Consider the following 15025-nt stretch of genomic DNA (forward strand, 5'->3'; position numbering starts at 1 on the left):
TGAAAACCAAGCGGAAGAAATCAATTAAAACAGCAATCCCGAGAGGATATGCCCTGGATTTCCTATCGCTTGAACTGATACCAAATAAAAATAATCAACAGGTGTTAGCGCTGTCATGCTGACAAAGACATCCAGACAGGATAGGGGAATCAAAGTGAAAGTCTTAAAATTAAAACCGTCTTACTTACTGACCACACTGGCGCTCTGCAGCGCTTTTGGTGTTGTTGCACAAGTCGCTGAAACTGCAAAAACCAGCGATGGCAAAGATGATGAAGGCCGTGCTATTGAAGTAATTCAGATCAGCGCGACCAAAAGGGTAACTACCTTACGTGAAACTCCACTGGCGGTAACTGCCTTTGACCAGAAAACTCTGGACGAAAACCATGTGGCACAGCTGGATGATTTACAGGGCATAGTTCCTAGCTTACAAATTGCACAAAACGGCACACAAAATACGCCTATGGTGTATGTGCGTGGTATTGGTTCTTCTGACCAGACTGAAAGTGGTGACCCTGCTGTAGCTTTCCACATTGATGGTATTTATTCAGCCCGCTCTCAAGGCGCTTCTGCTTTGATGTTTGATTTAGAAGGTGCTGAAGTTTTACGTGGTCCACAAGGCACTTTATTCGGCCGTAACGCCACTGGTGGTGTAGTGAACTTACACACTGCCAAAGCCCGTCTGGATGGTTTTGATGCCAACGCTGAAATCACCTTAGGTAACTACGACCGCCGTGCTACCCGCGCTATGGTCAATATTCCTTTAAGCGAGACATTGGCTATTCGTGTTGCAGCTGCAATGGACCAATCTGAAGGTGTGGTTGATTTCCTGCCTGGTTCAGCCATGGGCGAAAAATACGGTTCTACCGATCTGGCCGCTGCGCGTTTCAGCGCTTTTTATCAGCCAACAGACAAGTTTGATTTAACTTTCTCCTACGAAAACTTTACCGATAATGGCACGGGCAATATCCCGACCATTACTGGCGGTTCAGATCGCAGCTCTTATGTACAAGAGCCTGGTTTTAACGATGCAACCAGCGATAGCTTCCGTACCAGAATGAACTACAACTTCGATTCAGGTTTGCAACTGGCTTACATCGGGGGCTACACAGATACGTCTCGTGTTTCGGTATGGGACAGAACCTGGAGCCTGACTAAGTACGAATGGGGCGGTTGTGTTGAATGTGACCACGAAGCTACTCAACACGAATTACAGTTCAAAAATGACGATGCTGAGCGTTTTCAATGGATGGTGGGTTACTTCTACTTCAAAGAAAACAACAACACTATTTTTGACATAGTACACCCTGACGTCGATTACGAAGGTGGCACTACACCAAACAAAAACTTGTGGTCTACTTACCGTCAGCCAGACCGTGGTTTAGAGTCGAACAGTATTTATGCTCAGTCTACTTACAATCTGACAGACGACTGGCGCTTGAGTGCCGGCTTACGTTACACCAACGATAAACGTTGGGACAAAGGTGGCCGTAACATCATGTGTCCTGACGTAAAACGTACTGAAGTGATGGACCCTAATCAGGATAATGTAGGTTACATGGATCCGGATGGCATATTGAATGGTCTTGGCCCGAACAAGAACCTGGTACAACCTGGTCAATGTTGGGTCGATACTTACAACGACACCAGCCCGGAGTGGAGCAAAACCACAGGTATGGCTCGGGTTGAATGGGACATGACAGATGACGTGATGTTCTACACCTCCTACGCCACTGGCTTTAAGTCAGGTACTATTCAGGATGGTAACAAATACACTGGTACTGGCCCATTCACGCAAGAAGCTCTGGATGCCATTATTGCTGCTAACAACAACGAAGCTGCAGGTACTGCCGCTTATGTAGCGCCGGAAGAAAACACCAGTATCGAATTGGGTATGAAAGGTTTATTCCTGGACGGTACGTTGCAGTTATTTGCTGCGCTGTTCAGCACTGAATACACCGACTTACAGGTCACCAGTAACGTAGTGACCAACACCGGTGCTGACTTACTGCGTAAAACCAACGCTGGTAAAGCCACTATCAATGGTTTGGAATTAGAAGGCCGTTGGTTAGTGATTGAAAATGGCGAGTTAAGTGGTTCTATGTCTGTACTGGATGCAACTTACGATGACTTCCTGACCACAGATTCTAAATATGGCCGTGATGGTTTAGCCTTTAACCCGTCTGCAGGTAACCCGGCATTGCCTAACCTGCTGGATTTCAGCGGTAATCATTTAGTCATGGCTCCGGAATTCTCAGCTTCTGTGAATTACGAACATTTTGTTGGTCTGGAAAGCGGCGCTACGTTAAAACCACGTATTCGTGTGGGTTATACCAGCGAAGTATGGTTTGACCCGGCCAACCGTGGTGACAGACCAGCAGGTTTCAAAAATCTGCCTTACGCTGCTGATATCGATCGTCAGGATGCCTATACCAAAGTGGATTTAAGCCTGACGTTCGAACCTTCAGAAGGCAGCTGGTCAACGGAAGCTTTCGTGAATAACGTCACTGACCGCGATATTAAGAGCGATCAAGGCCGTACTCACGGTGACGCCGTACCTAACTTTATGTGGCAATCACCACGTACCTTTGGTGTGCGTTTTAACGTAGCTTTTGAATAATTGATGTTGTAGGGGCGACCTTTAGGTCGCCCGTTCCTGGTCCACATTGATTTTGGGATCTGTGGAAGACATCAACAAAGCTACTGCTCCAGAAATGGAGCGAAGATAAAGTTTTACCCTTGTCTCCCGGACTTTGTGCGAGTCTGGGTCCTCCCGGTGTAATTGGGGTATCAGTACCAGCTTCGGCTGGTACTTTTTTATTCGCCGCCTTGTGAACTTTAAGCCCTGCTGCCTTCTCCATTGTTGCCTTCCATGCCTGCTCATCAAGTGTCTTTATAGTTTTACCTATATTGTGATTTTGTGTGTTTATTATGTTGCTAACTGTATTCTTTTTGGGTAGCTTGGTTTGTGCTTTAAAGCTTCAGTTGGTGATGGATGGATCCTACGCTATAGCGCCCAACTCAAACCGTTTATCGTCAGTGACCAAAGGCGGCCAAACGAGAATTTTTGGTTATGACGCTAACGGTAATGTCACCAGTGAAAAACGTCTTGACGGCAGTACAATCACGTACAGCTACAACAACGATAACAGGATGGAATCAGCGGGCACAGCCCAGTACAGATACAACGCGATGGGCCAGCGGGTGTATAAAAAGGTGGGTAGTGTTGAAACCCGCTTTATTTACAGCTCCAGTGGTCAACTGCTAGCCGAAGGCACCACCAAACAATACATTTACTTTGGTGGACAAGTGGTGGGTTATATTCTGAACAACCAGCTGTATTATGTGCACAACGACCATTTAGGCAGGCCGGAAGTCATCACCAATGCGCTGAGAAATGTGGTGTGGCGTGCGAAGCTGGAGGCGTTTGACCAATGGACTGTAGACTAATTAAATAAAGAATACAGAGACTGTAGCTGTGGGAAATAAAACTAAATCCATCCTGTTTTATTGTTGGTTGCTAATTGTAACCGCCTTATTAAGCTATCTGTTTAAATGCTTAGAGCTTAACTTTTTAGAGCATTATCCAGAGCATGATTTTTGGCTGCAAAAGGTGCTTATATTCGTGTTTATATTGCTGCTAATTCCGTTAGTAATCAAACCTCTGCTTAACATGTTTGGTGTCAAGATGAAACGGTAGCTTTATACCTGCAGAATGGCATAAATAAAGGTTAAGGAGATGATCATTGTGGTTGCCAGAAATAAGGTTGAGCTTCTACTTCAAATAACATTTCTTCTGTTCATCGCCGCCGTAATTTCAATAGGCTACAGATTTGCAGATGGCTATTTTAAGGTAGAGTACGCTTCTAGTTATCACTGGCTTGAAAAAGTAAACATCATTGTGTTTGGTATCACTTTAGGCCTTGTAGTTATTAAGCCGTTATCTGAAATACTGAGAAAAAAGTAACTTCAAGTATCGAATGCCATAAAAGGGGTTGGTCTTATACCTAACCCCTATTTTTCGATTTTAACGTTTAACAGGCATCACCAGCAGTGGTTTGGGTAATCATAGTTTTGGCTATGATGCAGTAGGTAACAGAACCAGCCGTAGTGGAGCCATTGCTGAGACTTACAGTATAGCGGCTAACTCGAACCGTTTATCGTCAGTGACCAAAGGTGGTCAAACCCGAATTTTTGGTTATGACGCTAACGGCAATGTCACCAGTGAGAAGCGCTTTGATGGCAGTACAATCACCTATACCTATAACAGCGATAACAGGATGGAATCAGCAGGCTCTGCCCAGTATAGATACAACGCGATGGGCAAGCGGGTGTATAAAAAGTCGGTAGCGTTGAAACAAGGTTTATTTACAGTCCACAAGGCCAGTTGTTAGCCGAAGGCACCAGCAAACAGTACATTTACTTTAATGACCATGTGGTGGGTTATATTCTGAACAACCAGCTGTATTTTGTGCACAACGACCACTTAGGCAGGCCGGAAGTCATCACCAATGCGCTGAAAAATGTGGTGTGGCGTGCGAAGCTGGAGGCGTTTGACCGCTCTGTGTTAAGTACAAGTATTGGCGAGTTTAATATTGGTTTTCCAGGTCAGTACTGGGATGCTGAGAAAGGTAGCTGGTATAACTATTTCAGGGATTATGATGCGACGTTAGGGCGCTATTTGCAGAGTGACCCTATTGGTTTGGCTGGTGGGTTGAATACTTATGGCTATGTTTTCAATCGTCCTACTTCCCTAACAGATCCGACAGGCCTATGGCCTGATGGAAATCCAAATGACTTCTATGTTGCGGGGCAATCCTGGACGCATGGGGTTAGAGCGCCTGATTACATTCAAATATCAATGGATGCATATATCCTGAATGGTTACGTACAGTTGTCTCGGAGTGGCAATTATTTTGTTGGAGGAGGTTTTGTAAGGCAATACCCTAATCCATCAAGTGGTGGTTTTAGTATGAGCGCGGCATGGTTAACTCGTTGTGAAACTCCGACAGGTACTGAAGTTGATGATTTCTTAACCGGCCATGGTAACGGCTTTGGAGGAGGTTATCTCGGCTTAGGTGCGGGAGGAGCTTGGACCCCTGAAAATGGAACTGCATTTATGCTTGGGTTTGGCATAGGATTTAGTGCGAACCCCGGAACAATAGGTTATCCGCAGGGCCCCACAGGGTTAGGAGGGTGGTGATGGCATTTGTATGGATAGGCAAAATAAAAAAACATCCATTGTTTATTACCGTATTTTACCTTGCGTTTATCACATTATTTGGTCAATTTATTTGGCAACTTGTGCAGCTAGATTTGGAGGCAGCACCAAGTCTGGAAGAAACAAAGACCGAGTTTTTCAATGTATTAGCTTCTGCTCATGATTGGCATCCAGTTAATGAGCTCAAGAGCAAAAACCAGTTAACAATCAAAAATGTGCGTCAGAAATTTATGATCAATCAATCATTTGCTCAAACTGATAGTTATTTTGAAAAGATCTTATCGACTAATGGCTGGAGGAAAAAAATATTGAATCCAATGACGTTGGAACTAAGAAAATCATTTACTGTAAGTCAGAATTTGATGCGATTATTGAAGTATATTCAGAGCCTAAACCTCCGATTCTCATTTATTTTTGGGTTGTGTGGAATCCGGCTTCTGCAGTAAAGTCAGGCTGCCCAAATTAAGTGTAAATCTTGATCCTGTTTTGCAATTTGAACTGACGCATAAACAATGCGCTTACACTGAAGGTAAGCGCAATTCTCCGATTGGTTGCGAATTATGATGCAATTAAAACAGCAGATGACTGTGTGGCTATTCTTGATGGATCAGTGGCATCGCTCAACAGAATGAGCAGTGATGACGCTGCTTCCATCAGTTATCAGTTTAATGAATGGGGTTTATTGGCAAGCCAAACTCAAACCACTCTGGCTGCAGCTGGGATGATTTAACCTCCTGGGGATATGACAGTTTAGGCCGTGTGACCAGCCAAACTTATCCCGGTGGTAACCGAGTAAATTACACTTATGCGGTCAATGGTGATTTGGCTGCTATGACAGTGACCATCAACGGGGGCACCCAGCCAGTGCTGAGCGGTATAAAGCAATTTCCGGGCGGGCCTGTGGATGAATGGACCTATGGCAATGGCCTAAAACGTAATTTGAGCTACGACCAGAGTTACCGTTTAACAGGCATAGCGACAGCGGGAGTTCAAAGCCTTGGTTTTAGTTACAACCTGGATAGTACCATCAATAAAATCACGCATGGCATCACCAGCGGCTATACCCAGAGTTTCAGCTACGACGCGTTAAAACGTTTAACAGGCATCACCAGCAGTGGTTTAGGTAATCATAGTTTTGGCTATGATGCAGTGGGCAATAGAACCAGCCGTAGTGGAGCTATTGCCGAGACTTACAGCATAGCTGCTAACTCAAACCGTTTATCGTCAGTGACCAAAGGTGGTCAAACCCGAATTTTTGGTTATGACGCTAACGGTAATGTCACCAGTGAGAAGCGCTTTGACGGCAGTACGATAACCTATACCTATAACAGCGATAACAGGATGGAATCAGCGGGCACAGCTCAGTACAGATACAACGCGCTGGGCCAGCGGGTGTATAAAAAGGTCGGTAGTGTTGAGACCCGCTTTATTTACAGCCCCAGTGGTCAACTGCTAGCCGAAGGCACCGCTAAACAATACATTTACTTTGGTGACCAAGTGGTGGGTTATATTCAAAACAACCAGCTGTATTTTGTGCACAACGACCATTTAGGCAGGCCGGAAGTCATCACTAATGCGCTGAGAAATGTGGTGTGGCGTGCGAAGCTGGAGGCGTTTGACCGCTCTGTACTGACTACTTCTATTGGTGAGTTCAATATAGGCTTCCCAGGACAATACTGGGATGCTGAGAAAGGTAGTTGGTATAACTATTTTCGGGATTATGATGCGACTTTAGGGCGCTATTTGCAGAGTGACCCTATTGGATTGGCGGGTGGGGTGAATACTTATGGTTATGTGGGAGGGAATCCGGTGACGAAATATGATTTTTGGGGGTTAAGCCCTTGCTTTGACTTTGCTCGAAGTCTTGCCTTAATGGCTGTTAATGCTGGTCCACAAAATTCTTTTGCTCTTGGATTAGGAATGATAGATGCAGCCTTTTCTGGTCGAGTTAGCGTAAGTGATACTACAGGGTTTAAATCAGCGTTAGTCGCTAATGGGCAAGGAGGAGATGTAGGAAGGCACATTTACGCGGCAGCAGGAGGGCAAATAGTTGGCGTTCCATTGTATACAGTGGGAAATGTATCTGATGCGTCTCAGTTTATGATGTCTGGTTTTTCCCGAAAGCAAAGCCTGGCTGAGATTGCCGGTAATAACGCAGGCGCTAAAGTAGGTGATGTGATGAAAGATGCCTCTATGAGTGGCTGTAAAGGAAAAGCAGCAGAAGTTAAAACAACAACTCTAATTAATCAGGTTTTATGTAATGGCTAAAAATACGATAATTGCATTACTTGTCCTGCTTTGCGGCTTTTCCTTTTGGAATGGCAATGAAAGCGTTGTTATTGGCGTGAGGCATAGTAACTATGTTGTCCAGATCGCAACCCACAATAGATTGACGCTTCATTATCCATTTTTAATTGTTAAAAGTTTAAATGGAATAGTTAACTACTCTCAGGAGCTACCAGGAGGAGGTGAAGACTATAGTTGGGATCTATTCAAAAATATCCGTTCAATCAGTAGTGACAACAGAGGGGTGGTGGTTCTACTGGAGCCTAAGGGATTGTATGCGGGTCCTGATTATCGTGATTTCATAGAGAGCAAAATCACCTTACCCGATGGAATGCTCCTTCGGTTTGAGGTGGCAACTGAACAATAAGCTGTTCAGAGTAGCTTGAAACAAGCGCAGTCTATAAGCATTGTGTTAAAAGAACGAAGTGAGAGGGGCTAGTCTTGCAGCCTGCCCCTGTTTTTCGTTTTCAACTAAAACGCTTAACAGGCATCACCAGCAGTGGTTCGGGCAATCATAGTTTTGGCTATGATGCAGTGGGCAACAGAACCAGCCGCAGTGGAGCCATTGCTGAGACTTACAGCATAGCGACTAACTCGAACCGTTTATCCAAAGTCACCAAAGGCAGCCAAACGAGAATTTTTGGTTATGACGCTAACGGTAATATCACCAGTGAAAAACGCTATGACGGCAGTACAATTACGTACAGCTATAACAACGATAACCGGATGGAATCAGCAGGCTCTGCCCAGTACAGATACAACGCGATGGGCCAGCGTGTATATAAAAAAGCCGGTAGTGTTGAAACAAGGTTTATTTACAGCCCAAGCGGTCACTTGCTGGCCGAAGGCACCACTAAACAATACATTTATTTTAATAGCCAGGTGGTGGCTTATATTCAAAACAACCAGCTGTATTTTGTGCACAACGACCATTTGGGGCGTCCTGAAGTCATCACCAATGCACTAAAAGCGGTAGTGTGGCGTGCGAAGTTGGAGGCATTTGACAGAAGCGTACTTACGACCAGCATAGGCGACTTTAATATTGGTTTTCCTGGTCAGTACTGGGATGCTGAGAAAGGCAGCTGGTATAACTATTTCAGAGATTATGATACGACTTTAGGGCGTTATTTGCAGAGTGATCCTATTGGTTTGGCGGGTGGGCTTAACACCTATACATATGTGAGCAATAATCCGCTCAGTTTGATTGATATCTTTGGCCTTGATTGCACATGTGCAGGGCGAGCCAGAATTCTAAAAGGAAATTCAAACCATATTGGAAAAGTAGGAGCGTTCCCTCCTAACGTGATCAATAACACCTCGGCAGCAGTCATCACCGCACAATTCGGATTGACTAAAGCAGGCATACGCCCACATCTGAGTAACATTAGTGGCTACACGCTTAACGGCACACTGCTGTTCGACAATATTGCTGACCGAATTGATAATCACACTTCGCCTGTGCCTGGATTAAGTACTGGAGATGCTCTTCGTCAGTTATATCCTGGAACATTCATTCTTGAGCTGCCGGGAGCAACAAAAGATCGGGGGATTATGGACGTGAGGATCAATGTTCCGGATGGAGTAAATTGTCCGGAAGGAACTTCGGCAGTGCAGGTAGGAGGTTGAGCATGAAAACAATAGCAATTGTATCGGTAGCGTTTTTGTACGTGGCGGCTTCTTCTGCTGCTGTTACATGGCCTATTGTGATGCAAATGGAAAAGACCATTTATGTGGACCCGGTTCAGTTTGCAGATGTTACCATTGGTATCATTGGCAGTGACACGAAGCCTCTTTATCAGATTCAATGCCATAGTTCGGAGTACGAAGGTGGTGAATTCGATTATTCCGGCGATTTCGAATGCCGGTTGATATCACTTTATTCGCAAGAGAAGTACTCAACCCTTTTCACTGATGTGCCAGATCAAACAAGAGATTGGGAAAGTAGAGCTAGATTTTTTGTAGAGGAGCTTGTTGGTTCTTGTGCAGCCTATCCTGACTTTGGTCGGACTCGTGTCTTTCGGTTGCGAGGTATGACAATAGTCTTGGAAATAGATGACGTGAAAACAAATGGAGTTAAACCAGAATTGTCGTCTCTGTCCCTCACTGTTAAAGTTACAGCAGACAAGAGTGCGACATCGCCTATTGCCGAACCAAGCAAATTTGCTGAGCCTCCATTACTACATCCAAACATAAATATGCAGCGAGACTGCAAGAAGGTAGTTCGGACAGTGGAGGGATAGCGGCAAGTACTGGGATGCAAAAACAAACACGGGGTTAAGTCTTACGCCTTGCCCCGCTTTTAAATCAATACTCAGAGCAACTGGTATAACTATTTCAGGGATTATGATGCGACGTTAGGTCGCTATTTGCAATCAGACCCAATTGGTTTGGCGGGTGGATTGAATACTTACTCATATGTTGGTGGGAATCCTGTCATTTATGAAGATCAGTATGGGCTGAGTCCTTGGCTGGGCATCAGTATGTTTTGTGCCGGATATTCCGGTGGTTCAGCATTAAACGATTACTTTGATTTGACTGAGAAAGCCAATCAATTAAATGATCTGCGTGATAGCCGAAATAAATTGGCTCAGGGTATCGAGGATGCTGAAAATGATAAAGGATGCAATAAATCTGATGTTAATAAAGCATATGAATCACTTCATAAAACGGACAAATTAATCAGGGATATGAACTTTGCTTTGGCGAAAGACAAAACAATGTGGGCATCATATCCTACAGCTATGTTGGCTTGCACAGCTGTTTCGTACAGGATGGGTATGAAGGGGGCGTTCAGATGATGGTGGATTACTTTCACAACGGGAAATATTTTCCTTTGATTTTTGGATTTCTATTTTTCTGCATTATTTTATTTTTTTACCTAAGAGAGAAAATAATTCAATGCGTAAGAAAAAAGTATGATTGCACGAGAGAACAATCCTTTTTAATCCTTTCGCGTTCTGAAGGAAAGAGTAGCCGATTTCTTATAAATTTGTTTTTCTTTACAAGAGTAGCTGCAACTTCTTCATATACTCTAATGATTGTTTTTGTCATTTTTACGGCCATTTATTGGCATTTTAGAATATCGGACCTCACCGCTAGCTGAACTACGCATAGGGGAGGCTTGACAGCCTGCCCCTGTTTTTCGTTTTCAACTAAAACGCTTAACAGGCATCACCAGCAGTGGTTTAGGCAATCATAGTTTTGGGTATGATGCAGTAGGTAACAGAACCAGCCGTAGTGGAGCCATTGCTAAGACTTACAGCATAGCGGCTAACTCGAACCGTTTATCCAAAGTCACCAAAGGCAGCCAAACGAGAATTTTTGGTTATGACGCTAACGGTAATATCACCAGTGAAAAACGCTATGACGGCAGTACAATTACGTACAGCTATAACAACGATAACCGGATGGAATCAGCAGGCTCTGCCCAGTACAGATACAACGCGATGGGCCAGCGTGTATATAAAAAAGCCGGTAGTGTTGAAACAAGGTTTATTTACAGCCCAAGCGGTCACTTGCTGGCCGAAGGCACCACTAAACAATACATTTATTTTAATAGCCAGGTGGTGGCTTATATTCAAAACAACCAGCTGTATTTTGTGCACAACGACCATTTAGGCAGGCCGGAAGTCATCACTAATGCGCTGAGAAATGTGGTGTGGCGTGCGAAGCTGGAGGCGTTTGACCAATGGACTGTAGACCAATTAAATAAAGAATACAGAGACTGTAGCTGTGCGAAATAAAACTAAATCCATCCTGTTTTATTGTTGGTTGCTAATTGTAACCGCCTTATTAAGCTATCTGTTTAAATGCTTAGAGCTTTACTTTTTAGAACGTTATCCAGAGCATGATTTTTGGCTGCAAAAGGTGCTTATATTCGTGTTTATATTGCTGCTAATTCCGTTAGTCATCAAACCTCTGCTTAACATGTTTGGTGTCAAGATGAAACGGTAGCTTTATACCTGCCGAATGACATAAATAAAGGTTACGGAGATGATCATTGTGGTTGCCAGAAATAAGGTTGAGCTTCTATTGAAAATAGTGTTTTTTTTGTTCATTGCCGCCGTAATTTCAATAGGCTATAGATTTGCAGATGGCTATATTAAGGTAGAGTTCGCATCTAGTTATCACTGGCTTGAAAAAGTAAACATCATTGTGTTTGGTGTCACTTTAGGCCTTGTAGTTATTAAGCCGTTATCTGAAATACTGAGAAAAAAGTAAATGCAAAGATAGACCGCTGTATATGGGGTGAGTCTTGCAACTTGCCCCTGCTTTTTGGTTTACATGAAGCGAGTAACAGCTTTTATTGTGCTATCGCCCTAAAGGAATTTAGTTTGATTCGTCCTAAGTCGAAGCCCTTTCCACTATGCGATAACCCACATCTATAGGTGGCTTATGGGTTTTGTCCTGACCTGAAGCTGTCATCAGTAATTCAACCGCTTGCTGACCCATCTCAAAACGAGGTGAGGCGACGCTGGTAATGGCAGGTTCGACCAAAGCTGAAGCTTCTAAATCGTTAAAACCACAAATGGCAATATCTGCTGGTACTTTCAGGTTCATCCGCTTGGTTTCAAACAAAGCACCCAATGCCAAATCGTCGTTACAGCAGAATATCGCATCACACTGACCTTGAGATTCTGCCATCACAGCCTGCAATAACTGACCACCTAAACGTATCGATGAAGACTGAGTTGTCGTGACCACATAACTCTGACAAGGCTGTTTAAAATCCGCTATCGCCTTTTTAAAACCAGCTAAACGTTGCTGAGTACGGGTATCCATGCGGGCACCCAAAAAGCCCAGTTTACGATAGCCTTTTTGCAGTAAATGGTTGGTGATATCCACGCCTGCATTAAAATGCGAGAAGCCAATATTCATATCAATAGGGCAGTCGCTGAGTTCCATCAGCTGCACTATCGGAATACCGGATTGCTGCAGCAATTTACGGGCGTAATCGGTTTGATCTGTGCCGGTTAAGATAAAACCTTCAGGCGACTGACTCAGTAAAGTAGCGATCAGTTTTTCTTCTTCCAGTGGCGAATAATGGCAATCCCCCAATACCACCTGAAGATGATGTTGTTTCACAGCACTATAAATACCCTGCAGCACATCATTAAAAACTATGTTAGATAATGATGGAATGATAACCGCTATCACACCTGAACGACGGGAAGCCAAAGCACTGGCAGCATGGTTACGAATATAACCAATTTCATGTACAGCCTGTTCAACTTTTGACCGCAGTTTTTCTGATACTTTATCAGGATTGCTAAGCACGCGGGACACGGTAATTGCGCTGACACCTGCTACTTTTGCAACATCTTTCAGGTTAGGTTTTTTATTCATCGTACCATTCTCATTATTTTTAAAAAACAATAACTGAAAGCTCAGTTTGAGTCAAAATGGTTGCGCTATCATTTCATCTGAATTAAGCTGAGGCCACATTTTTACAGCAGGTGTGATCGTATCTGATGCAACAGGATCTAACAGCTCAGAAGCAGGCAAGCAGTACAACAAAAAACCAAAGTCTGATCATTATGGGTGTAGCCGGTAGCGGCAAATCTACGCTGGCTTTGCGCCTTGCAGAGCAGCTGGGCTGGCATTATCTCGAAGGTGATGATTTCCATAGCCTTGAAGCCAAACAAATGATGGCATCAGGCACTCCTATTACCAGTGAGATGCGTGACCAATGGGTCGGCCGTTTATGTGCTGCACTACAAGAGTGCGCAGCCAAACAACTCCCCGTGGTATTAAGTTACTCAGGTTTAATCCGCCAGCATCGTGAGCGCATTCGTCAGGCGGCTTCCAACCCACAGTTCATTTATTTACAGGGCAGTGTTGAATTACTGGCGCAGCGACTGGCGCAGCGACAAAACCATTTTATGCCTGTGTCTATGCTGCAAAGCCAGCTGGCGACTATGGAATCGGTAGAGCAGGAAGCTGATGTGTTGTGTCTGGATATCAGCCAAAGCGTCAACGAACTGATGCTGCAAGTCATTTTAAAAATAGAACAACGACTATAACAAGCGATCACGACTGGCCATCAGTGGCTGGCGCATGATCAATCAAATCTTTGAATCAAAACAACAGAACAACGACAGGGTGACAAAGTGACAACAGAAACTGCGGTACCTCAAGACAGGCTAAAGCTGCGCGAAAAGCTCGGTTACGGCGTGGGTGATATGGGCTTTAACTTTTATTGGGCCAATATCTCTGCCTTTTTATTGATTTTCTATACAGATGTGTTTGGTATCTCAGCTGCTGCTGCCGGCACCATGATGCTGATCACTAAAATCATCGATGCTTTTACCGATCCTATGATGGGCGCTATAGCGGACAGAACCAAAACCCGGATGGGCAAATTCAGACCTTATTTATTGTGGTTGGCTTTGCCTTTAGCTGGTGCTGGTGTATTAACCTACAGCACACCGGACTTAGGTCCTGGCGGTAAGCTGGTATGGGCGTATTGTACGTACAGCCTGCTGATGCTGACTTATACAGCAATCAACATTCCTTATTCCGCCTTGTCTGGTGTGATGACCCGCAATAGCCAGGACAGAACCACTTTAGTCAGCTTCCGTTTTATCGGCGGTTTTACTGGCGGTATTCTGGTGACTTATTTAACCCCTAAATTGGTGGTGTTATTAGGCCAGGGCGATGAAATCTTAGGCTGGCAGCTGACCATGGGCGTCTTTGGTATAGCTGCTGCTTTGCTGTTTTTATTTACTTTTGCCAGTACCAAAGAGCGTATTCAGCCTGTTAGTGAAACCAACAATGCCGTGAAACAGGATTTGCTCGATTTAAAAAACAACAAACCCTGGCTGGTGCTGTTTAGTCTGGCGCTGATCATTATGATCACTATCACCATGCGCGCCAGCAGTGGCACTTATTACTTTAAATATTATGTAATGCGGCCTGAGCTGGTCGGCGAGTTTTTATCCTCTTACATGCTGGCTTTGGCTTTAGGCGCGGCATCTACGCCTTTAATGACGAAGTTTATGGATAAAAAACCATTGATGATGTTGTTAATGAGCCTGGCCGGATTATTTTCTATCAGCCTGTTTTTTGTGCCAGCTGATCAGGTGGGTTTAATTTTTGCCATCAACCTGGCTATAGGTTTTGTATTGGGGCCTAAATCTCCACTGGCTTTTTCTATGTATGCCGACACCGCAGATTACAACGAATGGCGCACTGGCCGTCGTGCCACAGCTATGACCTTTTCAGCCGCTACCTTTTCACAAAAACTCGGCGGTGCTATTGCCTCCGCTGTGATTGGCTGGTTATTGGCATTAATAGGTTATGTCGCCAACACTGAACAAAGTGCGGGCTCACAAATGGGTATTTTGTTAATGGTGTCGGTGATCCCTGGCTTAGTGGCCTTTTTGGCCGCTTTTGTCATGCGCTTTTACCATTTAGATGAAAAACAATTGCTGACCATTCAACAGGAATTGGACCAGCGTAAAACAGCACCTTCGCAGCCTTTAAACCAAGGGGCAGCAGTAGTCGGAGTGTCGGAGTAAC

17 protein-coding genes are annotated in these 15025 nt (G+C 44.4%); 16 read left to right on the forward strand and 1 reads right to left on the reverse strand.

The window, feature by feature from the left end; translation table 11 throughout:
* The first annotated feature begins 154 nt into the window (after positions 1-154).
* The 14 genes from OM978_RS02100 (at position 155) to OM978_RS02165 (ending at position 11725) form a co-directional block, all read left to right on the forward strand.
* Positions 155-2617 (forward strand): TonB-dependent receptor, encoded by a 2463-nt coding sequence (locus OM978_RS02100; RefSeq protein ID WP_264345165.1) that lies wholly within the window; start codon positions 155-157, stop codon positions 2615-2617.
* Between the two features lie 311 nt (positions 2618-2928).
* Positions 2929-3447 (forward strand): RHS domain-containing protein, encoded by a 519-nt coding sequence (locus OM978_RS02105; RefSeq protein ID WP_264345167.1) that lies wholly within the window; start codon positions 2929-2931, stop codon positions 3445-3447.
* A gap of 289 nt (positions 3448-3736) precedes the next feature.
* On the forward strand, positions 3737-3964 hold the full coding sequence (locus OM978_RS02110) for a hypothetical protein (protein WP_264345169.1): 228 nt from the start codon (positions 3737-3739) through the stop codon (positions 3962-3964).
* A 91-nt stretch (positions 3965-4055) separates the two neighbouring features.
* A complete protein-coding gene (locus OM978_RS02115; protein ID WP_264345171.1) occupies positions 4056-4391 on the forward strand; it encodes an RHS repeat domain-containing protein in 336 nt (111 codons plus the stop codon).
* Positions 4385-5200 carry an RHS repeat-associated core domain-containing protein gene (locus tag OM978_RS02120; protein WP_264345173.1) on the forward strand — a complete coding sequence of 272 codons (816 nt, stop codon included), beginning with the start codon at positions 4385-4387 and terminating at the stop codon, positions 5198-5200. The genes OM978_RS02115 and OM978_RS02120 overlap by 7 nt, the downstream gene beginning before the upstream one ends.
* Positions 5200-5664 (forward strand): hypothetical protein, encoded by a 465-nt coding sequence (locus OM978_RS02125; RefSeq protein WP_264345175.1) that lies wholly within the window; start codon positions 5200-5202, stop codon positions 5662-5664. The genes OM978_RS02120 and OM978_RS02125 overlap by 1 nt, the downstream gene beginning before the upstream one ends.
* 143 nt (positions 5665-5807) lie before the next feature.
* A complete protein-coding gene (locus OM978_RS02130; RefSeq protein ID WP_264345177.1) occupies positions 5808-5948 on the forward strand; it encodes a hypothetical protein in 141 nt (46 codons plus the stop codon).
* A gap of 29 nt (positions 5949-5977) precedes the next feature.
* On the forward strand, positions 5978-7486 hold the full coding sequence (locus OM978_RS02135; RefSeq protein ID WP_264345179.1) for an RHS repeat domain-containing protein: 1509 nt from the start codon (positions 5978-5980) through the stop codon (positions 7484-7486).
* Entirely contained in the window at positions 7479-7871 is a 393-nt protein-coding gene (locus OM978_RS02140) for a hypothetical protein (RefSeq protein ID WP_264345181.1), read from the forward strand. The genes OM978_RS02135 and OM978_RS02140 overlap by 8 nt, the downstream gene beginning before the upstream one ends.
* A 74-nt stretch (positions 7872-7945) precedes the next feature.
* The gene (locus OM978_RS02145) at positions 7946-9130 is read left to right on the forward strand and encodes an RHS repeat domain-containing protein (protein WP_264345183.1); all 1185 of its coding nucleotides are present in this window, start codon (positions 7946-7948) and stop codon (positions 9128-9130) included.
* Positions 9131-9132: 2 nt separating this feature from the next.
* Positions 9133-9744, forward strand: coding sequence for a hypothetical protein (locus OM978_RS02150; protein ID WP_264345185.1), 612 nt, complete (start codon positions 9133-9135; stop codon positions 9742-9744).
* Between the two features lie 126 nt (positions 9745-9870).
* Positions 9871-10302, forward strand: coding sequence for a hypothetical protein (locus tag OM978_RS02155; RefSeq protein ID WP_413690842.1), 432 nt, complete (start codon positions 9871-9873; stop codon positions 10300-10302).
* Between the two features lie 609 nt (positions 10303-10911).
* Positions 10912-11247: an RHS domain-containing protein gene (locus OM978_RS02160; protein WP_413690843.1), complete on the forward strand. Its 336-nt coding sequence runs from the start codon at positions 10912-10914 to the stop codon at positions 11245-11247.
* Between the two features lie 250 nt (positions 11248-11497).
* Positions 11498-11725 carry a hypothetical protein gene (locus tag OM978_RS02165; protein WP_264345187.1) on the forward strand — a complete coding sequence of 76 codons (228 nt, stop codon included), beginning with the start codon at positions 11498-11500 and terminating at the stop codon, positions 11723-11725.
* 123 nt (positions 11726-11848) lie between these two features.
* Here the strand turns inward: OM978_RS02165 and OM978_RS02170 are convergent, their stop codons facing one another.
* Entirely contained in the window at positions 11849-12850 is a 1002-nt protein-coding gene (locus OM978_RS02170) for a LacI family DNA-binding transcriptional regulator (protein WP_264345189.1), read from the reverse strand.
* A 125-nt stretch (positions 12851-12975) separates the two neighbouring features.
* On the opposite strand from OM978_RS02170, the gene OM978_RS02175 reads away from it, so the two are divergent.
* Positions 12976-13527 (forward strand): gluconokinase, encoded by a 552-nt coding sequence (locus OM978_RS02175; RefSeq protein WP_264345192.1) that lies wholly within the window; start codon positions 12976-12978, stop codon positions 13525-13527.
* 87 nt (positions 13528-13614) lie between these two features.
* Positions 13615-15024, forward strand: coding sequence for an MFS transporter (locus tag OM978_RS02180; protein ID WP_264345194.1), 1410 nt, complete (start codon positions 13615-13617; stop codon positions 15022-15024).
* The last annotated feature ends 1 nt before the right edge of the window (position 15025 follow it).

The sequence above is a fragment of the Rheinheimera sp. MM224 genome, from assembly GCF_947090785.1.
Classification (GTDB): Bacteria; Pseudomonadota; Gammaproteobacteria; order Enterobacterales; family Alteromonadaceae; genus Pararheinheimera.